This window comes from Paraburkholderia sp. 22098 (assembly GCF_052045935.1).
In the GTDB taxonomy this organism is placed as follows: domain Bacteria; phylum Pseudomonadota; class Gammaproteobacteria; order Burkholderiales; family Burkholderiaceae; genus Paraburkholderia; species Paraburkholderia caledonica.
In genome coordinates, this window is record NZ_JBQEPV010000002.1 from 417,062 (window position 1) to 439,242 (window position 22,181).

Annotated in this window: 16 protein-coding genes and 2 pseudogenes; 7 read left to right on the top strand and 11 right to left on the bottom strand. The window is 62.2% G+C overall.

Annotated features, from left to right (window positions below):
- Positions 1-38: 38 nt before the first annotated feature.
- The 3 genes from ACTJLB_RS05240 to ACTJLB_RS05250 all read right to left on the bottom strand — a co-directional run bounded on the left by ACTJLB_RS05240 (position 39) and on the right by ACTJLB_RS05250 (position 4,977).
- Complete coding sequence (locus tag ACTJLB_RS05240) at positions 39-2,537, bottom strand: acyl-CoA dehydrogenase (RefSeq protein ID WP_440782675.1); 2,499 nt, start codon at positions 2,535-2,537, stop codon at positions 39-41.
- Between the two features lie 101 nt (positions 2,538-2,638).
- Positions 2,639-3,472 carry a TetR/AcrR family transcriptional regulator gene (locus ACTJLB_RS05245; RefSeq protein ID WP_440782676.1) on the bottom strand — a complete coding sequence of 278 codons (834 nt, stop codon included), beginning with the start codon at positions 3,470-3,472 and terminating at the stop codon, positions 2,639-2,641.
- Positions 3,473-3,726: 254 nt separating this feature from the next.
- The gene (locus ACTJLB_RS05250) at positions 3,727-4,977 is read right to left on the bottom strand and encodes an MFS transporter (protein WP_088175188.1); all 1,251 of its coding nucleotides are present in this window, start codon (positions 4,975-4,977) and stop codon (positions 3,727-3,729) included.
- 393 nt (positions 4,978-5,370) lie between these two features.
- Here ACTJLB_RS05250 and ACTJLB_RS05255 point away from each other — a divergent pair, with 393 nt between their 5' ends.
- Positions 5,371-6,531 (top strand): hybrid sensor histidine kinase/response regulator, encoded by a 1,161-nt coding sequence (locus tag ACTJLB_RS05255; protein ID WP_020070147.1) that lies wholly within the window; start codon positions 5,371-5,373, stop codon positions 6,529-6,531.
- A 10-nt stretch (positions 6,532-6,541) separates the two neighbouring features.
- Here the strand turns inward: ACTJLB_RS05255 and ACTJLB_RS05260 are convergent, their stop codons facing one another.
- The gene (locus tag ACTJLB_RS05260; protein ID WP_440782677.1) at positions 6,542-9,259 is read right to left on the bottom strand and encodes an ATP-binding response regulator; all 2,718 of its coding nucleotides are present in this window, start codon (positions 9,257-9,259) and stop codon (positions 6,542-6,544) included.
- A gap of 28 nt (positions 9,260-9,287) precedes the next feature.
- A complete protein-coding gene (locus ACTJLB_RS05265; RefSeq protein WP_020070149.1) occupies positions 9,288-10,502 on the bottom strand; it encodes a hypothetical protein in 1,215 nt (404 codons plus the stop codon).
- A gap of 168 nt (positions 10,503-10,670) precedes the next feature.
- Between ACTJLB_RS05265 and ACTJLB_RS05270 the strand changes: the two are divergent.
- From ACTJLB_RS05270 to ACTJLB_RS05285, 4 genes and pseudogenes are all read left to right on the top strand, one after another.
- Positions 10,671-10,927: pseudogene (locus ACTJLB_RS05270) on the top strand (copper-binding protein).
- A 146-nt stretch (positions 10,928-11,073) separates the two neighbouring features.
- Entirely contained in the window at positions 11,074-11,667 is a 594-nt protein-coding gene (locus ACTJLB_RS05275; protein WP_440782678.1) for a cytochrome b/b6 domain-containing protein, read from the top strand.
- A 2-nt stretch (positions 11,668-11,669) separates the two neighbouring features.
- On the top strand, positions 11,670-12,461 hold the full coding sequence (locus tag ACTJLB_RS05280) for a molybdopterin-dependent oxidoreductase (RefSeq protein WP_088175192.1): 792 nt from the start codon (positions 11,670-11,672) through the stop codon (positions 12,459-12,461).
- A gap of 58 nt (positions 12,462-12,519) precedes the next feature.
- Positions 12,520-13,134: a hypothetical protein gene (locus ACTJLB_RS05285; protein ID WP_020070153.1), complete on the top strand. Its 615-nt coding sequence runs from the start codon at positions 12,520-12,522 to the stop codon at positions 13,132-13,134.
- Between the two features lie 149 nt (positions 13,135-13,283).
- Here the strand turns inward: ACTJLB_RS05285 and ACTJLB_RS05290 are convergent, their stop codons facing one another.
- The 3 genes from ACTJLB_RS05290 to ACTJLB_RS05300 all read right to left on the bottom strand — a co-directional run bounded on the left by ACTJLB_RS05290 (position 13,284) and on the right by ACTJLB_RS05300 (position 15,599).
- Positions 13,284-14,126 carry an EamA family transporter gene (locus tag ACTJLB_RS05290; protein WP_440782679.1) on the bottom strand — a complete coding sequence of 281 codons (843 nt, stop codon included), beginning with the start codon at positions 14,124-14,126 and terminating at the stop codon, positions 13,284-13,286.
- A 6-nt stretch (positions 14,127-14,132) separates the two neighbouring features.
- On the bottom strand, positions 14,133-14,867 hold the full coding sequence (locus ACTJLB_RS05295) for an ABC transporter substrate-binding protein (protein WP_440782680.1): 735 nt from the start codon (positions 14,865-14,867) through the stop codon (positions 14,133-14,135).
- A gap of 234 nt (positions 14,868-15,101) precedes the next feature.
- Positions 15,102-15,599 (bottom strand): low affinity iron permease family protein, encoded by a 498-nt coding sequence (locus tag ACTJLB_RS05300; RefSeq protein WP_087753214.1) that lies wholly within the window; start codon positions 15,597-15,599, stop codon positions 15,102-15,104.
- A gap of 219 nt (positions 15,600-15,818) precedes the next feature.
- Between ACTJLB_RS05300 and ACTJLB_RS05305 the strand changes: the two genes are divergently transcribed.
- Positions 15,819-16,679, top strand: coding sequence for a class I SAM-dependent methyltransferase (locus ACTJLB_RS05305; protein WP_440782681.1), 861 nt, complete (start codon positions 15,819-15,821; stop codon positions 16,677-16,679).
- Positions 16,680-16,727: 48 nt separating this feature from the next.
- Here the strand turns inward: ACTJLB_RS05305 and chrA are convergent, their stop codons facing one another.
- The 3 genes from chrA to ACTJLB_RS05320 all read right to left on the bottom strand — a co-directional run bounded on the left by chrA (position 16,728) and on the right by ACTJLB_RS05320 (position 20,978).
- Positions 16,728-18,056 carry a chromate efflux transporter gene (gene chrA, locus ACTJLB_RS05310; protein ID WP_440782682.1) on the bottom strand — a complete coding sequence of 443 codons (1,329 nt, stop codon included), beginning with the start codon at positions 18,054-18,056 and terminating at the stop codon, positions 16,728-16,730.
- A 222-nt stretch (positions 18,057-18,278) separates the two neighbouring features.
- Positions 18,279-19,757 (bottom strand): UdgX family uracil-DNA binding protein, encoded by a 1,479-nt coding sequence (locus tag ACTJLB_RS05315; RefSeq protein ID WP_440782683.1) that lies wholly within the window; start codon positions 19,755-19,757, stop codon positions 18,279-18,281.
- 6 nt (positions 19,758-19,763) lie between these two features.
- The gene (locus tag ACTJLB_RS05320) at positions 19,764-20,978 is read right to left on the bottom strand and encodes a putative DNA modification/repair radical SAM protein (RefSeq protein ID WP_204520987.1); all 1,215 of its coding nucleotides are present in this window, start codon (positions 20,976-20,978) and stop codon (positions 19,764-19,766) included.
- Between the two features lie 256 nt (positions 20,979-21,234).
- Between ACTJLB_RS05320 and ACTJLB_RS05325 the strand changes: the two are divergent.
- Positions 21,235-21,841: pseudogene (locus tag ACTJLB_RS05325) on the top strand (2'-5' RNA ligase family protein).
- Positions 21,842-22,181 lie beyond the last annotated feature (340 nt).

Genomic DNA, 22,181 nt, shown 5'->3' on the forward strand with positions numbered 1-22,181 from the left:
GAGGTTTTTTCATGCGGTCGCACAGGCGTCCATTGAAATCACAGCGCGGCTTCCATCACCTTTTCGAGCGTCTCCTTGCGTTGTTGCAGTTTGGCGAGGATGTCGAAATCGGCGGGGAAATCGTCCACTTTCACGACCTGTGCGGCATAGCGCGCGTAGTCGCCGAGCACGCGCCGCTCGTCGGCGTCGATCAGGCCTTGTTGCAGCGCGGCGTCGGCCCACGCGGCGAGTTGCACGACGCTCTGCGGCATTGGCTCGATGCGCCGCGCCTTCACCGCTTCGCGCAGCTTCTGCTCGATTTGCGTAAAGCGCGGATTCAGCTCGAACACGAGTTCGCCGTAGCCGAGCGCGTCGACGTCCGGGTGCGGCACGTAGGAGTCCGACACCAGCCGGTTGCGCGCGGCGCCAGGCGTCTGCATCAATTCGGCGATGTCGCTGCCGAGGCGGTCGGACGGTTCGCGATGCGGCAGTCCCAACGGGAACGCCAGCGCACGCACGAGGCCTGCGGCGAAGCGGTTCGGATAGTTCGCGAGCACGCCGTCGAGCGCCTGTTGCGCGCGATAGAGCGAATCTTCGACGCCCCAGCGCACGAGCGGCAGATCGTCTTCCTGACGGCCTTCGTCCTCGAAACGCTTGAGCGTTGCGGAGATCAGATAGAGTTGCGAGAGCACGTCGCCAAGGCGCGCCGAAATGCGTTCGCGGCGCTTCAGGTCGCCGCCGAGCACGAACATGGAGACATCAGCGAGCAGCGCGAAAACGGTGGCAAGCCGAGTGGCCGCGCGGTAATACGCATGAAGCGGCGCATGCGCGGCGCGCGGCTTCGCAATGAATGCGCCGCCCGTGATGCCGTAGACGAAGCTGCGTACCACGTTCGAAAGCGTGAAGGCGACGTGGCCGAAGAACGCGTCGTCGAAATCGCGCAGCGCTTTGCCGCCGTCCGTCTCGCGGGTCGCGCTCATCTCCTTCAGCACATACGGATGGCAGCGAATCGCGCCCTGGCCGAAAATGATCAGGCAGCGCGTGAGAATGTTCGCGCCTTCCACGGTGATCGCAATCGGCACCTGCTGATACGCGCGCGCCAGAAAGTTAGACGGCCCCATGCAGATTCCCTTGCCGGCGGCGACGTCCATCGCGTCGTTGATCACCATGCGGGCACGTTCGGTGATGTGATACTTGGCGATTGCCGAAATCACCGAAGGCTTTTCGCCGAGATCGACCGCATGTGCGGACAGGCGGCGCGCGGCATCCATCACATAGAGATTGCCGCCCATGCGTCCGAGCGCTTCCTGCACGCCCTCGAATTTGCCCACAGCCGTGCGGAACTGGCGACGAACCGCGGCATACGCGCCCGTGCCGCGCACCGCGAGCTTCGCCATGCCGACATTCGACGACGGCAGCGAGATCGCGCGGCCCGCCGCGAGGCATTCCATCAGCATGCGCCAACCGTTGCCGACCTGAGCGCGTCCGCCGATCACCCAGTCGAGCGGAATGAAGACGTCCTTGCCGGAGTTCGGGCCGTTCTGGAACACGGCGTTCAGCGGCCAATGACGACGACCGATGTTCACGCCCGGATGGTCGGTTGGAATCAATGCGCAGGTAATGCCGGGTTCATCGGCCGAGCCGAGAAGATGCTCGGGATCGAGCGCCCGGAACGCAAGGCCGAGCACGGTCGCGATCGGGCCGAGCGTGATATAGCGCTTATCCCATGTGACGCGAAAGCCGAGCGTCTCGCGTCCGTCGAACATGCCCTTGCAAACGATGCCGACATCGGGAATCGCGGCGGCGTCCGAACCGGCGTACGGGCTCGTCAGCGCAAAGCATGGGATTTCCTCGCCACGCGCGAGACGCGGCAGATAGTGGTTCTTCTGCTCTTCGGTGCCGTAGTGCATCAACAGTTCGGCCGGACCGAGCGAGTTCGGCACCATCACCGAAACGGCTGCCGCGGAGCAGCGCGTGGCCAGCTTCATGATGACCTGCGAATGCGCGTATGCGGAGAACTGTTTGCCGCCGTAGCGCTTCGGAATGATCATGCCGAGAAAGCCGCGCTCCTTGACGAACTGCCATGCTTGCGGCGACAGGTCCTGCCACACCATGGTGGTTTCCCAGTCGTTCGCGAGATCGCACAACTGCTCGCATTCGTTATCGAGGAACGCCTGCTCTTCCGCCGTCAATGTCGCTGGGCCATAGCCGAGCAGTTTGTCCCAATGAGGCCGTCCGGAGAAAAGTTCGGCGTCCCACCAGACCGTACCGGCTTCGATCGCGTCGCGCTCGGTCGGCGACATCTCCGGCAGGATCTTGCGAAACACGTCGAGCACCGGCTTCGTGAGCCATGCGCGGCGCAGCGGCTTGACGGCGAACACGAGGGAAGGGAGAACCAGCACGATGGCCCAAAGCGTGGTTGCAGCAACGCCCGCCGCTCCGCTCACTCGTACCGCCGCAACCCAGACGATCATGAAGGCAAGCCACGATAATGCGCGCGCCTCTACGTAGACAAGCGCAAGAGCGCCGGCAACCAGCAGCAGGATGAACCACAGCATGACGTTTCCTCCCTGTTTTCATGATGCGTGCAAACGCATCCACGTTGCGTGGACGGTTCACGTTGTTGTCGATGTTGTGCGAGCGGCCCGGCGTCTTTGCGCTACGTTTGCGACGCGCCGTGCAACGCCTGCTGGAACGAGCAGGCTTCGATCGTGCCGCCGCTGTGTGCTTCACTCGGCGCATCGCCTGCGTTATGCGTGCTGCCGTCGAGAGCGCTGTCCGCGCCTGTATCGTCGGCATCGCCCAGCACGGCGGCGAACATCGCCAGTTGCGATGCGTCGGGCAGCGGCGCTTTCAGCGCGGCGACCATTAGCGAGGCAAGCCGTGCGATCAGTTGCAGATCGTTCATCGACTTGCCTTGCGAGAACTCGGCAATGAGGCTGTCCGTGTCGGCGCCCGCGAGCACGCCCGACAGCGCGCCGATGGCGAAGTGCAGCCGCCAGCCCAGTTCCTCGCGCGGCAGATGCGGCAGCGCGCGTTGGAACGCGTCGAAAAAGCGCACGGCCACCGACGCATAGTGGGCGCTCAGAAAGTCGCGAATGAAAGCAGAGGGGTCCGTATATGCGCGGCCGAGCAAACGCAGAAAAGCTTTGCCGCCGACGCGCGGATCGCGCGAGAGCCGCAGCGCTGGAATGAACATCGCGCCGAGCACATGCTCACAGGTCAGACGTTCGCCGAGCATCCGGTCGAAGCGTTCGAGCAGCTTCACACGCTCCTGGTTGAGACGGTCGAGACGGCGCGACAGCATCGCGTGAATCAACGACTCCTTGCTGCCGAAGTGATAGTTGACCGCTGCAAGATTGACCTCGGCGCGCGAAGTGATCTGGCGCAGCGACATGGCCTCGTAACCACAATCGATGAAGAGCGCCTCAGCCGCATCCAGGATGCGTGACTTCGTATCGCCGGCGTGCCGGCCTGTTGTGCGACCTGCCATTTGCGTCTCCCAGTTCTCGGCGCCCGCTCTGCGAACAGGCGATTCAAATAGGCATTTGAAACAGCCGTTTTTTTCAGGATAAGAAGGAAGGGCGAGTTGGGCAAGGGTCGGATGTCGATTAACTCCTCTAGAAGACTTCACGCGTGGCGCCTGTCATGCGTTCGCTATGCGTTTGCATGACGGGAATAAAAAAGCCGTTCCGAGGAATCGGAACGGCTTCATGTGAAAGAAGAACTGTGGTCGGCTTCTAGTGCTTAAACCTGTCGTCCAACCGCACTTCCTTGCGCAGGATGGGCGCCGACATGTCTCGCCGACTGGGTCATGTCGATGCCGCGGCGCTCCCGGCTAAACGGAATCAGCGCGCAAATAACGGCGGCGACGATGCCGATCACGACCGCCATGACGAGCGCATAGTTGTTGCCGTGCGCTTCGGCGGCGCTCGCCTGCAGCGGACCGTTGACCGAAGCGATCAGATTGCCCAACTGATACACGAGACCGGGGAAGGTCGCGCGGATTTCGTCGGGCGAGATCTCGTTCAGATGAACCGGAATGACGCCCCATGCGCCTTGCACCGAGATTTGCATCAGGAACGCGCCGAGCGCGAGCAGCACCGGCGTGCTCGAAAAAGCCCACAGCGGGAGCACCGGAAATGCGATCAGCGCGGCGATGAAGATCGCGCGCTTGCGCCCGATCTTCTCCGACAACATGCCGAAAAAGAGCCCGCCGCAGATCGCGCCGACGTTCAGCGTGATCGTGATCCACGACACCGTATGTGCGTCGAACTGATGCTGGACGCGCAGGAACGTCGGATACAAGTCCTGTGATCCGTGCGAGAAGAAGTTGAACGCGGTCATCAGAACGATTGCGTATAGCGACAGCTTCACGTTCTGCTTCAGCGTTGCGACAAGGCCAGGACGCGCCTGCTTCTCGAGCGTCTTGAAGGCCGGCGATTCCGGTACGTGCGCGCGGATGTACAGCACGAGCAGCGCGGGCAGCACCCCGACAAAGAACATGCCGCGCCAGCCGATGTACTGATAGAACACGCCGAACACGACCGAGGCGAGCAGATAGCCGCTCGGATAGCCCGCTTGCAGCAGGCCGGAAACGATGCCGCGCGATTTCGGCGGCACGGTTTCCATGGTCAATGCGCCGCCCACGCCCCATTCGCCGCCCATCGCGATGCCGAATAGCGCTCGCAACACGAGCAGGGTGGCCAGGTTCGGTGAAAAGCCCGACAGCAGTTCGAGCAGGGAGAAGCACGCGATGTTGACCATCAACGTGGGCCGGCGGCCGTAGCGGTCCGCGAGCCAGCCGAAAATCAGCGCGCCGACCGGGCGCATCATCAGCGTCAGCATTATGCCGAATGCGACTTCGGGGATTTTCGTATTGAATTCCGCCGCGATATCTTTCAATACAAACACCATTAGAAAGAAATCGAATGCGTCGAGTGTCCAGCCGAGATAGGCGGCAATCGTGACGTTTCTCTGTTCCCGTGTCCAGTTCATTGATGTTCTCCTGGTCTCCAATAACCCGCGGTCGATGTCGAGGTGCCCGGTACGCCCTATGGCATGGGCTTCGAGCGCGAGTGTACGCTCACCGTTAAGCGGCTGCAGGAAAGAGCGCCGCTTTGTCGGTGTTAATCCTGGGAGCAATTATCGTGCTGAATGCAGGGTCGAAGCTAATCGTCGGTTGAGTGTAATTATTGTATTGTGAATGTCTGCGGAAGCGTCGGTAATCTGTAATGGGATTTATTGCCGAGTGCCTTTATGCCGGTCGAATTGACTTAGTCGTTTTACGCCTGGCCGATGGCTTTCGGGTTTCGGTCCGGCCTTGTGCGACGGTAGAATGCGAGCGAACCCCGACTGTCGACGTCCGCCAATGGAACCGCCCGAAACACGATGAGTGACACGATACAAGCGCCGTTTTCCATCCTGTTCGTCGACGACGACGAGATGTCGCGCACCCACTTTGCGCGCGCCGTGCGTGACGATTACCGCGTGCACCTCGCGCAGGGCGCCGACGAAGCCATGGCGCTATTGCAGGAATTCGGTTCAGAAGTCGCCGTGCTCGTCACCGACTTTCGCATGCCGGGGCGCGATGGCGGTCATCTGCTGCGCGAGGTTGCACAGGCGTATCCGCAGACCGTGCGCATCCTCGTCACCGCCTATGCCGATAAGGACATGCTGCTGCAGACGTTCAATACCGGCGACCTGTTCCGCATCATCGAAAAACCGCTTCGCATGGAGTCGGTGCGCGAGGTGCTGAAGCAGGCGGTGGCGCGCTACGTCGAGCGCGAGACGCGCCAGCAAAGGCTGCTTGCAATGGACGAGACGCTTGCGTTCCTCGCTCACGAACTCAACACGCCGCTGGCGGCGATATCGCTCTTTGCTCGCTCGGTCGAAAACGATGTCGCCCAGGAATACGACCCGCAGCGTCAACAGGAAATCGGCACTGCGGCTACCTCGATGCTGAATAACGCGCAGTATTGCCTGACGCTGATCTCGTCGTTCTGGGCGACGGTGCACAAAAGCGGCGGCCCGCAACCCGCGACCGGCAGCGCCGCGCGCGAGGTCAGGGCGACACGCCTCGTCGCCACGCTACTCGACTCCTATCCGTTCGCGGGTTCGCAGCGCGAATGGATCGGCCTGGAAATGCGAGGCGATTTTGTCGTTCACGCTATGCCGAATTGCGTGGCGCTCGTACTCTCTTCACTGCTGTCGAATGCGTTGCGTGCGCTCGACGGTTGCCCGGCGCCTTCGTTGCGGATCGAAGTGATGAACGGGCCCGAGCCCGAAATCCGCCTGCACGACAATGGCCCGGGTATCGCGCCGGAGATCAAGGCGCGCTTGCTGCTCGATCCTGTCACGACGCACGCGGGTCGTGGCGGCCACGGCATGGGCATGATCTTTTGCAACCGCATCATGCAGTCGTTCGGCGGCGGGTTGCGGATCGAATCCACCGTCGGTGAGGGCACCACCGTGACAATGCGCTTCCCCGGCATCAGAGGCCGGGTGCATGACGGCGTGAACGAAGCGGCGTCGGACAGTCACGCCGCCTGAGCAATGCGCGCTAGTTCTCGCGCACGGCGAGTCCGTTCGCGGGCGTGGTCGTCGGTGTAGTCGTGCCTGTGCTCGTACTCATGCTCTTACGTGCAGTGTCGCCCGGTTCTTCGGGCTGGTCTCGCGCGGCGTTTGCAGACGCCAGATAGCGATACAGCGCATCAGCCGAACGCTCGCTCAACGCATCGATCCGCTCGAGCCAGTCCGATTCCGCGGGCCATTCGCCTTCCAGCATGCGTGGATAAATGTGCCGCGTGAACTGGTGCAACGCCTTCGCTCCGACGTTGCCGCTCGCGCCGAGCAGCACGTGCAACGCGCCATGCGCGGCGTCAATGTCGCGGTCCGCGGCGTTCACGCGAAGCTGCGAAGTCAGCGCGCGGATCTGCTCAATCCCATTCGCGAACGATTCGTCGATCAGCCCGAGTGCCGCCAATTCTTCAAGATGAGTGGCGTCGAGCAGATCGTTCTCGCGCACCACGGCGAGACCGCCCGTGCCTACCGACGCAGCTTGCGCAGGCAACGCCGCCGGGCCTGCCGGGCTGGACGATGATGGCACCTTTGCCGACACCGGCGAGCGCGGCGCCTCGGCCGGCGCACTGCCGCCACTGCCGCTGCCTATGCCACTACCGCTGCGCTGCTGCGCGAACTGCCTCGTCAGGCATGCATAGAGCGCGCCGACCTGCACGGGCTTGATCATGACTTCGTTCATGCCCACGCTGATGCACGCCTGTACCGAACCGATATCCGACTGGCTCGTCAACGCGATGATCGGCACGCTCGCGTAGCCGTCGGTGCGGGCGCGAATCGCCGCCGCCGTTTCGAGGCCGCCCATTCCCGGCATGTTCATGTCCACCACGATTGCGTCGATGACGACCTCTTCGTCCAGCCGGTCCAGCACGGCCTGACCATGTTCCGCCTCCACGACGCTCGCGCCGAAGCGCTCCAGATAGGCCTTGGCGACGAGCCGGCTGTAGTTGTCGTCGTCGGCAACGAGAATCGACTTGCCGGAGAAGTCGTCGAACCGCTGGTTCAGATGACGCCGGTTGCCGTTCTCGAAAAGCGCCTGCAGCGACGTGAACAGCTCCATCGCGCTGGAGGACTTGCTGATCATGTCGTCCATGCCGGCCCGGCGTGCCAGCACGCGCGCGATGTTGCCGGGCTCGGACGTGTAGGCGGCAACCAGCACATTCCAGTTCGGATGATCGCGCTCGGCGCGCAGTTGCTCGGTGGCCGAATAGCCGTCGAGCACCGGCATGTTGACGTCCATCAGCACGAGGTCGTATGCCGACGCTTCGCGCAGCATCGCCAGAGCAGCCGCGCCGTTTTCGGCTTCGCTCACCTCGGCGCCCACTTTTGCCAACGTGCGCCGTGTGCGGGCGCGCAAAGCGGGGTCGTCGTCGGCGAGAAGGATGCGTTTGCCGTTGAGCACGCCCGTGGCGCGCTCGACGATTGATCGCTCGTGCGCCGCTACCTCGCTCTCGGTGACGGGCGGAAATTGCAGCGTGAATTGCGTGAACTTGCCGAGCTCCGACTTGCACGCGATGCTGCCGCCAAACGCGCGCATGGCACGCTGACAGTAAGCGAGCCCGAGGCCCGTACCCGCCGAGTTGCCGGCGGTACGGAACGGCTCGAACAGATGCGGCAGTATCTCAGGGGCGATGCCGCTGCCGGTATCGCGAACGCTGACGCAATGCCGGTCCACCGTCAGCGTGAGCGTGGCGGATGGAAGCGGTGCGATGTGATGCAGCGCGTTCTTGATCAGGTTGAAGAGGGTGAACAGGTAGACGGTTTCGTCGACCTTGAAGGTGAAATCTTCCAGCACCGCAAGGCGGACCTTGCCACGTTCCTTCCTGTCGGCGAAGCCGTACTCGTCGAGCGCCTTGCGCGTGGTCGCGCCCGCGCTCAGGTAAGTGAGGGAGTCGGAGCGGATCTGTTTGGCACTCACTTCGTCCAGCGTCATTGCGATCACGCGCAGGCCGCGCTCAATCGACAACTGCCCGTGCGCGAGATGCCGGTAAAGCAGCGCTGCGCCCGCACCCGACGGCGCGGGTGCGCGGCCATGTTCGGTAAGGGCGGGCAGCGTTTCTTCCACGCGATCCAGAACGTGTTTCAACTGGCTGAGCGGGTTGCGCATTTCATGCGCAATGGATCCGGCCAGTGCCTGCAATGCGCGGTTCTTCTCGACGAAGATGCGCCCTTTGCTGATCGCATGACTGAAGGCCATGCTGCACAGGACGACGACCGGAAGCACCGCGAGGTCCGACTGATTCGCCGTGCTCAGCACGATTGGAGCCGGTGAACTGGCGACCGCAGCCAGACCGCCGGACAGCATGCCGATGCCGATACAGCCCATGAGCAGAAATGGATTGTCGATGCAGAGCGCCATGATGAAGATCATCATGACCTCGGTCATCATCCACATGGTGGAGAATGAATTCCTGATCGCGAGGAACGTGCAGACGAACGGCAGCACGTAGATCAGACACAGGTGCCAGTAGATCAGCAGGTACTGATTGAACCGCTTCGGCCAGCGCGCCTGAAAGATCAATGGCACACAGATGAGCGCCGCGCTCAGACGCAGTGGCAGATTGTCGTACGGCTGCGGCAGGATGTAAGTCCAGACCAGGTAATAGACGGGGTGGCACACGAGGCCGAGTGCGCCTCCCCATCGAATTGCAAACCGGCTTCTTTCCAGCACGTCCTGCATGCTTTCGCGCGGTATTAGCATCTGGCCTCCAGTGACATTTACGAGCCCGTCAATTCATAGTTGCTGTCACACCGAGATCGAGGTTGATCGCCGAGCCGTCCTTTCCGTGAAAAGGTCCGACCGTAAATCCGTACTTTTTCAACAGGCTGTGAGTGTAGGAGACCGACCACACAGGCGGGCTGCCGATGATGAAGTCGGAAGCGATGCCTTCCTGCCAGGCGGCATAGCCCTCGGCGAAACAGGTATAGCAGTCGCGCGTGCTCGGCAGCCTGAACGGGAATCTGGAATCGAGGCCTGCCGGCCCGCGCGCGAAACATTCAATATATAGCGTATGTCCGCGAGACGCGAGTTCCGCTTCCACGCTCGCCGCGCGTGGGTGCGAGTCGTCGATCCAGAAGCGCGCCCGCTTGAGGTCCGAGGCGGTGAGATACGGCACGCTGGTGCTGCTCGCGAGGATCGCGCCGTCGAACTGCGGTAAGGCGGTGTCGGGGCTGAACGTATGGACCGACACCTTGGTGCGTCCGAGCAGGTCCGCCGCCATCAGCTCGCGTGCCTGGTCCGCGAGCAGGTTGACCTTGTCGGGCAAGTCGATCAGCACGAGTTCCTTCGGCGCTTCCTTGTACAGCAGGTACTTGGCGACCGTCGTGCCGAGCCGTCCGGCCGCGCCGAAGAGTGCGAGCTTCGTGTTGCCGAATTCCAGATCGAGCTCGTTGCAGCAGTGCATTGCCCAATCTTTGAGCATTGCCGCGGTGGCCGCGTGGCCGGTCGTGATATGCGGCGGCTTTGTTTGCCTTGGCAGCGCGCCATAGTTGCACGCATAGGGCGTCGAGGCTCCCATCGCGACCATGTTCAAGCCGGCCTGCCGCGCCAGTTCGAGCGCCGGGAAGAACTGCGTCTCGCGAAACCGCTTGATGCCGCGAGGGCTGCCGAGCCAGAGTTCGAGCGGCACCGGACACGCGATGTTCGCGCCGATCATCTGCGAGCCCGAATAGATTGGCGATGCAATGAACGGCTTGGTGCGCCACAGCTCTTCTTCGAACGACTCGTTTCTTGTTTTTACGTTGTGGAAAGAGAAGGAAAGCGTATCCCAGTCTGTAGCGTGAAAGAGAAACCCGACACCGCCCTGGCCCGCGGGCAGATTGTCGCGAATCTGCTCCGGGTGGATCGTGTGTTTGAGCGCCAATGGCGCACCGGACGAGGGCAGGCTGGTTGTGCTGCGCCGGTCGTCAATGGTCGATATTTCGTTGTAAAGAGACGTTCCCATTTGGTTTTCCTTTGATTTTCCTTAGGTTGACCCGCGCTGCGAGTCAGCGCGGCTTCGTCAGCCCGCATTGGCCGACGATCCATCAACTCTAGAGAAAACCAATAGTTTTTGTCCGTGTGTTCGTGCGCATCGTCGGTCGGGAAGGGAATTGAGTGGCGCCGGCCTGATATGAACGACATGAGCACGACGGGCGGCGCCCACGAGCGCAGCGGCGCGAAGAGCAGCATGTCGCATGGCGAAGTTCGGAAAAGTGGATGCGGCAGCCGGCAAGCTGACCATCCGGCATGGGCCCCTCGAGAATCTCGGCATGGGACCGATGACATGGTGTTCAAGGTCAAAGCCCGGCGATGCTGTCTCAAGTCAAGGTGGGCGACAGCATCGACTTCGTGGCGGAGGAACGCGACGGCGCGCTCACCATGACGTAGCTGCGCAAGCAGTGAGCTTGCCTTGGGCGAGCGGGGCAGCCATTCGCCGCAAAAATAAATTTCTCATGCGATGGAATACCTGCCCGCCGGCGATGTTTACGTCGGTAACCCGCTCGTTTCTTCCAGCTACCAACCACGAGGCCGCTTTGAGTTACACCACGATTCAACCCGCCTGGGTCCGCATCGCACACTGGGTCAACGCGTTAGCCGTCGTGCTGATGGTGATGAGCGGCTGGCAAATCTATGACGCATCGCCCATCTTTGCGGGCTTACAGTTTCCTTCCGCGATCACCTTGGGCGGCTGGCTCGGCGGCGCCTTGCAATGGCACTTCGCGGTCATGTGGCTGCTGGTCGTCAATTTTCTCGTCTATGTCGGGCTCAACATCGTATCCGGGCGCCTGCGTCGCAAACTGCTGCCGGTGAGCATCGGGTCGATCGCAGAAGATCTCACGGCGGCGCTGCGCGGCAAGCTGGAGCACGAAGACCTTTCACGCTACAACGCGGTGCAGAAGTTCGCCTACCTCGTGGTGATCGTCGATATTGCGCTCGTCATTCTGTCGGGGCTCGCGATCTGGAAGTCCGTGCAGTTTCCGCTTCTGCGCACGCTGATGGGCGGATACGACAACGCACGAGTCGTGCATTTCGTCGCGATGAGTGTGCTGGTCGCATTCTTCGTCGTGCACATTGCGATGGTCGCGCTGGTGCCGCGCTCGCTGCTCGTGATGATTCGGGGACGCTAACCATGACCCTTCGCAACAAGTCCACAAAACTCAGCGCGTTTGCGCAGTCTCATGCAGAGACCATCATCAAGGATGCGCGCGGCGAACTCAAGAATCCCGCACGCCGCCTGCTGGGCCAGCGCATTCTCACGCTCGGCGGCATTGCGCTGCTGTCGGGCTGCGATCTGTCCAACGACAAATCCGTGAATACGATGCTGCGCAAGATGTCGTCCTTTAACGACGACGTGCAGGCATTGCTCTTCAGTCCGAACACGCTTGCGCCGACGTACCCGGAGTCGATGATCACGCGGCCGTTCCCGTTCAACGCGTTCTACGATATCGACGACGTGCCCGAGGTCGACGCCGCCGGCTACCGGCTGGAGGTGAGCGGACTCGCGAACGGCAAGCGCGTTTGGACGCTCGACGAACTGCACGCGTTGCCGCAGGAAAGCCAGATTACGCGCCATATCTGCATCGAAGGGTGGAGTGCGATCGGCCGTTGGGACGGCGTGCGCTTTGCCTCGTTCCTGAAGCAGGCGGGCGCCGACATCACGGCAAAGTACGTGTCGCTGCATTGCGCGGACAACTACTGGACGAGCATCGACATGCCGACGGCGCTTCATCCGCAAACGCAACTCACGCTTGGCTACGACGGTGGCCCGCTGCCGCCGAAATACGGCTTCCCCATGAAGCTGCGCATGCCGACCAAGCTGGGCTACAAGAATCCAAAGCATATCGTCGCGATCAGCGTGACGAACGATTATCCCGGTGGGTACTGGGAGAACCAGGGCTACAACTGGTTCGGCGGTTCCTGATGTTCATTGGCCCGTTCAGGGCTTTGCAGTCCTCTCAACCGTTTCTCATGGAGTATTCATGTCTATTCGCCTGAAACTCGGCGTCACGCTTGCGGCGCTGTCTTTTGCCGGTGCCGCGCTTGCGCAGACGCCCGCCGCCAAACCGTCGCGCATCCGTGGCGATATCGTCGCGCTCGACGGCGACGTCCTCAAGGTGCATCGCCGCAGCGGCGACACGGTGTCGATCGAACTGAAACCCGCCGTCACCGTGTCGGCAGTCAAGGCGATGCAGCTTTCCGACATCAAGCCGGGCTCGTTCGTCGGCACGGCCGCCACGACCGGCACCGACGGCAAGCTGACGGCAACCGAGGTGGTGGTTTTCCCGGAAGCCGCGCGCGGCACGGGCGAAGGCCACTATGACTGGGACCTCGGCCCGAACAGCACGATGACCAATGCGAACGTCGACACGGTCGTTCAGGGCACGAGCGGCCGGAACCTGAAGCTGTCGTACAAGGGCGGCAATAACGAGGTGACGGTGCCGCCGAACGTACCTATCGTGACCTTTACGACGGCCGCGCGCACCGACCTGACGCCGGGCAAGAAGGTGTTCATCGTGGCAACGGCGGCGTCGCAGGGTACGTATGTCGCTCAACGTGTGGTTGTCGAGAAGGATGGCGTCGCGCCGCCGATGTAAAGCGCATTCAGGTATGGAAGGCCGACCGCATTGGGTGTGTCACCAACGGGTACGGCCTTCCAGCAAGCAGCGCAGGTAACTTCCGGGAAACAGCCCGGCGAATCACCCACGCAAGCGCATTGCCACTCGCCCGATCAGCGAGGGCCGGCTCACAGTCCGAGGCAAATCGCACCGGCCGCCACGACCACGCAGGCGAGCCAGCGCTTGCCGCTCACCGCTTCGCCGAGAAACATCCGCCCGATCAGCACCGCGAACACCACGCTGGTCTCGCGCAACGCCGACACCGTTCCCATCGCGCCCGACTGCATCGCCCATATGACGATGCCGTATGCCGCCACCGATACAACGCCGCCCATTAGCGAGGAGCCGACCGCCATTGGCGTCGAGCGTATCGGTGTCCATAGCGCGGACACACCGCGCATCGCGACGAACAGCACGGGCATCAGCCAGTAGAACAGGAACATCCATGCGGTGTAGGCAAGCGCTTCGCCGCCCGACAGGCGCACGCCGATGCCGTCGATCACGGTGTACAGCGCGATCGTCGCGCCGGTAGTGAGCGCGGCCAGCACGCCGGCGCGCGACACGCTTCCCGCTTCGAGCGCGATTGCAATGATGCCGCCGGATATCATCACGATCCCGATAGCACGCAACGGGCCGATCGCCTCGTGCGCGAAGAGCGCTGCGCCGAGCGTAACCAGAAGCGGTGACGAGCCGCGGGCGATCGGATACGCTTGCGCCAGATCGCCACGGCGGTAGGCCCGGACGAGGCTTGCGTTATAGCCGATATGCACGAGGCCCGACGCGACGATATACGGCCATGCCGCGGCCGCCGGCAGCGGCGTGAATGGAATGATGAGCGTGGCGATCGCCGCGATGGCGATGCTCATCCACGTCATGGAAAGGAAGCGGTCGCGATTGCCGTGCAGTAACGCGTTCCAGCTTGCGTGAAGCAACGCCGCGAAAAGGACCAGGCCGCCCGTATAGCTGAGCATGCGCGATCAGGCCGCGGGCGCGACCGATGCGCCCGCAATCCGATGGCGCGCGAGCGATTCGGCCACGAACCCCGACGCCTTCATTTCCTCGACGAAGCTGCGTAGTGCGGAAGCCGCCGCTTCACCGCGGCTTTTCGGCGTGCCCATTGCCTGTTGAATGACCATGAAGCGCTCATCGAGAAGCCGCAGGCCGGATGTATTGCGCGAATCGGCTTCGAGTTGCTGCTTCACGCCGGCCGCGACTTCGAGACCCTGTTCGAGGAACGTCTGCACGACCGTCGGCGAGGTAGGTGCACGAACGATCTGCGCGGCCTTCAGTTCGCGTGTAAGGAAGAGGTCATAGGCGCTGCCTTTGCCGACCGCGACGCGGTTATGCGGCTGATCGACGTCCTCGTTCGTTCGGACGGGGGAGTCGTCGCGCACCAGATAAAAGCCTTCGATCAGCACGTACGGCGCGGTAAATGCAATCGTCTCACCACGCAACGGATCGACAGCGAAGAAGCCGAAGTCGGCACGCTCCTCGCTCACGGCCTGCACCGATTTGCCCGCTGCGTCGAACACCACCAGTTCGAGTTCGACGCCGAGCTTTTGTGCGAACGCCCGCGCGAGGTCGACCGATACGCCGAACGGCTCGCCGGTATGCGGGTCCTTGTTAGCGAGAATGGGGTTGCCCAGATTGATCGATGCCCGCACTTTGCCGGCAGGCGTGAACGACGAGACAACGGCTTGATCGATGGTCATGGTGTTCCCGTATGGTGTTCCGCAACGTGTTCCCGGTATGCGCGGGCCGTATGCGTTGAGGAAACGGTTCAAGCATCTTGCTGATGCGAGGATAGTGCGTCGAGCGTTCCGTTCCATCTTAAAGGGAATTGGCGGACTTGCCCAGGCGGCCGGCAACGCGCCATGGCACCTTTGATTGCCGGCTGACTCCAGCGTCCAATCATTGCAAACTCTGTAAGCGATAACCGGCCCGAGCTAGTCTTTGCGCTCACGTTTTGCGGGCTTGTTATGGGCGGCATCGTTGTTGTCTGTATCACGCCGTTTTTCGTCGCCCACTTCGCGATTGGCGACGAACGGCGAATCGGTATCGCTGCCGCCTTCGCGCAGCGCGGTTCGCGCTTCCTTGGCGAGGTTTTCATACTGCTTGCGAAAGCGCGTCAGGTCTTTCTCCTCCAGTTCCTCCAGATCGAGCAGTGCGTTATGGGCGCCTTCGATTGCGCGGATCAGTTCGTCGAGCTTGATCTGCATGGCGGCCGTGTCGCGGTTCTGTGTGTTTTGTATCAGGAAAACCATCAGGAACGTGACGATTGTGGTCGACGTGTTGATCACGAGCTGCCATGTGTCGCTGTAATGAAAGAACGGCCCCGTGATTGCCCACACGATCACGAGCGACGCAGCCACGACGAAAGTGCCGGGACGGCCGGTCATTGTCGACAGATAGCTGGCGAAGTTCGAAAACCATTTGCTGTTCATGGCGATCTCCGTTGTTGGTCTGGTTCATACGATGATCGCATAGGACAGGTGATCGGGCTCGGTCTGGTCCGGGGGTGTTCCGCGTGGATGCCGTTGACGGTGTCTGTCTGCTCGGTGATATTCTTTTCGTTGCCTGGTTTGCGTTTGCTCCGTGCTTGCGAAGGCAGCGACGCTTCCCTCATTGCTTGAAGACAGCACGAACGGCAAGGACCGGCGCTCATGAACGATCAGCGATATCTGGCACCCGACAGCACCGCGGCCCGCGTTGCACTCTGGCGGGCGCTGCACAAGGAAGTCGACGCCGCGCCGCATGTTTTCGACGACTCGATCGGCCTCGAACTGCTAGCTCCCGGCGACGACTGGCGCCAGCGCGGCGACATGGACCCGCAGTTCACGCGTCCGTTTCGCGCGTCGATCGTGGCACGCGCTCGTTTCATCGAAGACCTGGTGGTCGAAGAGGCGGCGCGCGGGATCGGCCAGTATGTGATTCTTGGGGCGGGGCTCGACAGTTTTGCGCAGCGCAGGCCGGAGATTGCTTCGCGCCTCACAGTATTCGAGGTCGATCAGCCGGTGCCGCAGGAGTGGAAACGTCAGCGGCTCGGCGAGCTTGGTTTCGGCATCCCGCCATGGCTGCGCTTCGTGCCGGTCGATTTCGAGGCTGGCGAAGCATGGCAGGACCGGCTCATGGCGCACGGTTTCGACGACAGGAAGCCGGCAATCGTCGTCTCAACGGGCGTGAGCATGTATCTCACGCGCGATGCAAATGCGGCCACGCTGCGCCAGATCGCGGCTTTCGCCCGCGGATCGACGCTCGCCACGACGTTTCTGCTGCCGCTAGACATGGCGGATCCAGAAGTCCGCCCTGGGCTGAAAATGGCAGAGAAGGGCGCGCGCGAAAGCGGCACGCCCTTTCTCAGTTTCTTCACGCCGGCCGAGATGCTGGCCCTTGCCCACGAAGCCGGCTTCGCGCAGGCGCGGCACGTCTCTGCGGCCGACCTTACGCAACGCTACTTCGTCAACAGAAGCGATGGCTTGCGTCCGCCGGACAATACCGAGGAATTGCTAATAGCGAATGCCTGACCACGGTCCCCCACGAGCGTCACGGTAAGGCCGACGACTTGCTGAGCGTCACACCAGCAACCGGATCGCGAGCCCTGCCACGCCGCACACCAGCACTACTGGTATCACGCCGACCTTGAAGCGGAAGAGCGCGATCGCAGCCGCCAGCCCGATGACGAGCGACAACCAGTCGAAGCCCCCATGCAGGCCATGCGGCCATAAAACGTGCAGCGCAAAGAAGACGGCAAGATTCACGATTACGCCGACGACCGCGGCCGTGATCGCAGTGAGCGGCGCGGTGAATTTCAGATTGCCGTGCGTGGTCTCGATGAACGGGCCGCCCAGCAGGATGAACATGAACGAAGGCAGAAAAGTGAAGAACGTCACGATCGTTGACGCGACGACAGCGGACAGAAGTAGCGCGTCCGGACCGAATATCGCTCGCGTCCATCCTCCGACAAAGCCGACGAAAGCGACGACCATGATCAACGGGCCGGGCGTCGTCTCACCGAGCGCAAGACCGTCGATCATTTGAAGCCCCGTGAGCCAATGCTGATGCTCGACCGCGCCCTGGTAGACGTAAGGCAAAACCGCGTACGCGCCACCGAATGTAAGCAGCGCTGCCTTCGTGAAGAACCAGGCCATTTGCGTGAGTGCGCCGTTCCATCCGAAAAGAGCGGCTAGCGTACCGATCGTCACCAGCCATATGAGGACAAAGCTTGCCAGGACGATGAAAAAGCGCTTCCAGGTAAAGAGCGCGTGACGAGGCGTCGGCGTGTCGTCGTCGATCAGCGCCGGGCCGTGAAGCTGCGCAGCGGCGCCGTGCTTGCCGCCAATCACGAAAGTGCCGGGCGCATATTTCCCGCCGACGTAACCGATCACGCCAGCCACGAGAACAATCAACGGGAACGGCACCTTCACGGCGAAGATGGCAATAAACGCCGCAGCGGCGATAGACCACAGCCAGGCGTTCTTAAGCGCGCGTGAGCCAATGCGATACGCGGCGAACACGACGATCGCAGTCACGGCCGGCTTGATTCCGTACAGGACGCCGGCCACAGCCGGGACGCTGCCGAACACCAGATAGACCCACGACAGGCCCATCAGAATAAATAGCGACGGCAGCACGAAAAGCCCGCCCGCGATCACGCCACCCCACGTGCGATGCATGAGCCAGCCAATGTAGGTCGCAAGTTGCTGCGCCTCGGGCCCGGGAAGCACCATGCAGTAGTTCAACGCATGCAGGAAGCGCTTTTCCGAAATCCAGCGCTTTCTCTCGACGAGTTCCTGGTGCATCAGCGCTATCTGCCCGGCCGGACCGCCAAAGCTCATGAAGCCGAGTCGCAGCCAATACCAGAATGCAGTGGAGAGCGGAACGCGGGCGACGTCGTCTTTCATCAAATGGTCCTGTTCGTTTTGCCTCGTGCTGGAGCGCGAGCTTCGAGCGGTCGCAAGTATCTTTTGGCTAGCGAGGGTCTCAAGGGTGTTTGGGCGATGACGATTCGCCACTCAGGATCGGCTTGCTGACTTTCAGCTTTCCGGTCACTGACGTTCCGGTCATTGCCCCCGGTCATTGATTCCCCTTAACCGCATGACGGAACGTGCGGCGCAGTCTAGCAGTTAAGGCACGCTGCGCGGTTTGGCTTGTACCGATGCCGCCAGTTTCCGCGCTTCGACGAGTGCCTCGCTGATGGCGCTCAGCACTTTGTCGCGCGCGGCGTCGTCCTGCTGACGCAACGCGAACGAAGGATGATATGTCGCGATTCCCCAACCGCCTTCGAGTTCGAACGGCTTACCCATATAGTCGCGCAAGCTTGCCTTTTCGCGCAGCAACGCGTTGAGCGCCGTTGCGCCCAGCGCGACGACGACCGATGGCCGAACGGTTTGCAACTCCTGCTCCAGCCAATACGAGCATGCTTCGACCTCGCGCTGCGCGGCGGTTTTGTGCAGCCTGCGCTTGCCGCGAGGTTCCCATTTGAAGTGCTTGACCGCGTTCGTCAAATAAAGCTGCTCACGCGACAGGTCGGCGCGGACGATCGCGAGATCTAGCAACTGTCCCGCCGGCCCGATGAAAGGCTCGCCGCTCAGATCCTCCTGATCGCCGGGCTGCTCACCGATCAGCATGATGCGCGCGTCACGAGGCCCCGAACTGCCCACGGCTTGCGTCGCATTGCGCCACAGGTCGCAGCGTCGGCAGGCGTCCAGCGACGATGGCTGATCGCGGGCAGGCTGAGCGAATTCAGCTTCGACAGGAATGGACTTGCCGCCTAGCGCCGCGACCCCGCTCGCTTGCGCAACGCGCCGCGCGCCGCTCTTTGCTTCACTGATCATGGCGGGAATCAGATGGCCTTCCGGCAGCCCTTTCCAGAACCGCACCGGCATGTGCTGTTCGAGCGCAGCTTCGTTCAGACGCGCAGGATTGAATGTGCTGCGGTAGTACGCGAGCCACAACGCCTCGGCCTCGTCTTCAGTGTCGCAGCGATGCTTGTGGCGCAGCGCAGGGCGCGCTTCGATATGTAGTTGCTCGCCGTTCCAGAACGCGGCGCCGTGAGGCGTCGCGATAATCCACGACGAGCGCCCCATGCGTTGCGCGAAATGTTCCGCGGCCCATGCGAGAACGTCGTGTTCCGGTTCGTACCAGGCTATGTACTCTGGGGTTTGGGCGTCCGGCCTCTGCTTGCGAAAGCGCACGTACGCGATCATGTCGTGCTTCGCACGGCGCACCGCTTTAGCCATCCGGTAGAGCCGGGCGCCGTCGACGTCGGCTGGCGACGCCACCGCGCGATCGCCGCATTGCCAGCGCCAAAGCACCTTGTAGAGGAATGCCCACCGGTCAGGCTCACGATACAGCGCCGCATCATGCAGCAGCGCTGACAGTTCTTTCGAGACGTGAACGGCCGGGGCGTCCGACCCGAGCGCCGCGTTGCGGGACGTGTCGCCGTAATCGAGCGCCGTTTGACTAGACAGCGAACCATGACCACCGGCGCCTTCTTTAATGCGCCATTCGATCGACTCCGGCGCAAGCCCTTGAGCCAGCGCAACGAGAGTGGCTGTACGCCAGGCGGCAAAATGGTTTTCGATCTCGATGCAATGAAGCACGACACGTCACCACAACTGCATTTGCGTTTGCATTGGCGGCGTCAGGATTCGCCGCAGATGAGCCGACGACGCGTCGTGCATGGCCGCCCGATAGTCTTGCGTGACGACGAACGGCTTGATCTTTTCCAGCGGACACCGCAGGCGCACCAGATCTTCATAGCGCACCCGCCGGGAGCGTCGCAACTCGACCAGCCGCTTGGCATTGCGCATGCCGATGCCCGGCACCCGCGCGATCATGCGAAGCGGCGCGCGGTTCAGGTCGACCGGGAACTGGTCGCGATGCCCGAGCGCCCATGCAAGTTTCGGATCCATGTCGAGCGGCAGGTTGCCTGGCTGTTCGAACAGTTCCGCGACGTTGAAACCGTAGCCGCGCAGCAGAAAATCTGCCTGATACAGACGATGTTCGCGCAGCAGCGGCGGCGCCTCGCCGGGGACTGCCGAAGGACTGTCAGGGATCGGGCTGAATGCCGAGTAATACACGCGCTTCAGCTTGTACGATCCGTACAGCGTTTCCGCGGTCTGCAGGATGGTGCTGTCGTTCGTCTGATCCGCGCCGACGATCATTTGCGTGCTTTGGCCGGCCGGCGTGAACCGGGGCGCTTTTGCGTCGCCCAGCGCCTCTTCCTGCGCGAGCCGGATCGACCCCATGGCGAGCTTGATCGTGCGCACGTCTTTCTCCGGTGCAAGGCGTGCGAGGCTGCCTTCGGTCGGCAGTTCGATGTTCACGCTCAGACGGTCGGCATAGCGGCCGGCTTTGGCGATGAGTTCGGGGTCGGCGTCGGGGATGGTTTTCAGGTGAAGGTAGCCGCGGAACTGGTGATCTTCGCGCAGCGACTGCGCTACCCGCACCAGTTGCTCCATGGTGTAATTCGACGACCGGATGATGCCTGAACTCAGAAACAGTCCGTCGATGTAGTTGCGCCGATAAAAGTCGAGCGTGAGGTCCACGACCTCCTCAGGCGTGAAGCGCGCCCGTGGCACATTGCTCGAACGCCGGTTGACGCAGTACTGACAGTCATACAGACAGAAATTCGTGAGCAGGATTTTCAGCAGCGACACGCAGCGCCCGTCTGGCGTGAAGCTATGGCAGATACCGGCGCCGGTGCTGGCGCCCAAACCTTCCGTGCCGCGCGAGGCGCGCTTAGGCGCGCCACTACTGGCGCACGATGCGTCGTATTTGGCCGCGTCGGCCAATACTTCGAGCTTTTTCTGCAATTCCACGTTGCCGCCGATACTGTATGGATGTACAGTATTGTACGTGGGCAATTCGTAAGCGCAAGCGTTTTTTGGCAGGGCCGGCGGTTGGGTTTGGGTGCTGGCTTGCTGGCTTGCTGGCTTGCTGGCTTGCGGTGCGGTTGCTGCCTTGTTGGTTGCTGCCTGGTTGCTTGTTCATTGCTTGTTTTCCGCTGGCGTCCGCCAGTTCGTTCATGTGAAGGGGGATTCGCGTAGATGCCGGATTTCAGCACGCAGGAGCAAGATGCCTGAACAACTGTGGTTGCCCGGGCTCGAGGCGCCGCCAACGCCAACCGACGGCCTCTTTTTCGCTGTCTTCCCGGATGCGAATACCGCGGCCAGCATTTCAAAGCTAGCGCAAGAGCTTTGCGGGGAGGCGCGCGCCCGCAGTAAGCCGCTTGCCGCCGGTCGTTTGCACGTCACGCTGCGTCATCTCGGCAATTTCGCGGGCGGTCTGCCGCCGGAACATGTGGAGGCCGCAATGCAAGCGGCTGCCGCGGTTCGCATGGCGCCGTTCAGCGTCGAGTTCAATACGGCGGAGAGTTTCGCGTCGAAACCGCGGCCGGGCCCGTTAGTGTTGACGGGGAGTGAGGGCGTGGTGGGTCTGCATCGGCTTCATGACGCATTGGCGGAAGCGCTGCACGTCAAGGGCATTGAAAGCCGCGCCGGTTCCGCGGCAGTGACTTATACGCCGCATGTCACGTTGGCTTACGGCTTGCCCTTGGGCCGCCACGCGTCCGGTAGAGCCGGTTTGCTGGAATGTGCGTGGTTTCGCGTTGATACACAGCTTATTGGGGCGTACCCGGCATATTGTGCTTGCGCGCTGGACGCTTGAAGGGGCCGCGCCCTAGTGGCATTGGCGCGACGATTAGCTGGTCGTGAAGAGGAACATGAAAGGAGGGTGGGCCGCGACGCGTGATCTGTGGCTTTCGATTCTGTGGGGGATCTGGCGTGCGTCTAGAAGCGCATACCAGTAGCGCAAACGCCGCCGAAACCACTGCCGCTTCCGCCGGCTCCGGCGCAGAATACTGCGCAGCCGGAAAGCAACGCGGACATCGCTGCGGCTACACATACAGTGCGTAGGGTTGTATTGAATGAGCGCCTGTCAACGCGGGCGCGGCTCGCGAGCGCTGAAGCGCAGCCCGCGCACGCCCGGACTGCGGGCTGCGGGGCAGTGCTTGTGGCAGTGAT

Coding starts and splice junctions, on each gene's coding strand:
- ACTJLB_RS05240 (WP_440782675.1), bottom strand. CDS start 2,537: ATGCTGTGGTTCATCCTGCTGCTGGTTGCCGGCGCTCTTGCGCTTGTC.
- ACTJLB_RS05245 (WP_440782676.1), bottom strand. CDS start 3,472: ATGGCAGGTCGCACAACAGGCCGGCACGCCGGCGATACGAAGTCACGC.
- ACTJLB_RS05250 (WP_088175188.1), bottom strand. CDS start 4,977: ATGAACTGGACACGGGAACAGAGAAACGTCACGATTGCCGCCTATCTC.
- ACTJLB_RS05255 (WP_020070147.1), top strand. CDS start 5,371: ATGAGTGACACGATACAAGCGCCGTTTTCCATCCTGTTCGTCGACGAC.
- ACTJLB_RS05260 (WP_440782677.1), bottom strand. CDS start 9,259: ATGCTAATACCGCGCGAAAGCATGCAGGACGTGCTGGAAAGAAGCCGG.
- ACTJLB_RS05265 (WP_020070149.1), bottom strand. CDS start 10,502: ATGGGAACGTCTCTTTACAACGAAATATCGACCATTGACGACCGGCGC.
- ACTJLB_RS05280 (WP_088175192.1), top strand. CDS start 11,670: ATGACCCTTCGCAACAAGTCCACAAAACTCAGCGCGTTTGCGCAGTCT.
- ACTJLB_RS05285 (WP_020070153.1), top strand. CDS start 12,520: ATGTCTATTCGCCTGAAACTCGGCGTCACGCTTGCGGCGCTGTCTTTT.
- ACTJLB_RS05290 (WP_440782679.1), bottom strand. CDS start 14,126: ATGCTCAGCTATACGGGCGGCCTGGTCCTTTTCGCGGCGTTGCTTCAC.
- ACTJLB_RS05295 (WP_440782680.1), bottom strand. CDS start 14,867: ATGACCATCGATCAAGCCGTTGTCTCGTCGTTCACGCCTGCCGGCAAA.
- ACTJLB_RS05300 (WP_087753214.1), bottom strand. CDS start 15,599: ATGAACAGCAAATGGTTTTCGAACTTCGCCAGCTATCTGTCGACAATG.
- ACTJLB_RS05305 (WP_440782681.1), top strand. CDS start 15,819: ATGAACGATCAGCGATATCTGGCACCCGACAGCACCGCGGCCCGCGTT.
- chrA (WP_440782682.1), bottom strand. CDS start 18,056: ATGAAAGACGACGTCGCCCGCGTTCCGCTCTCCACTGCATTCTGGTAT.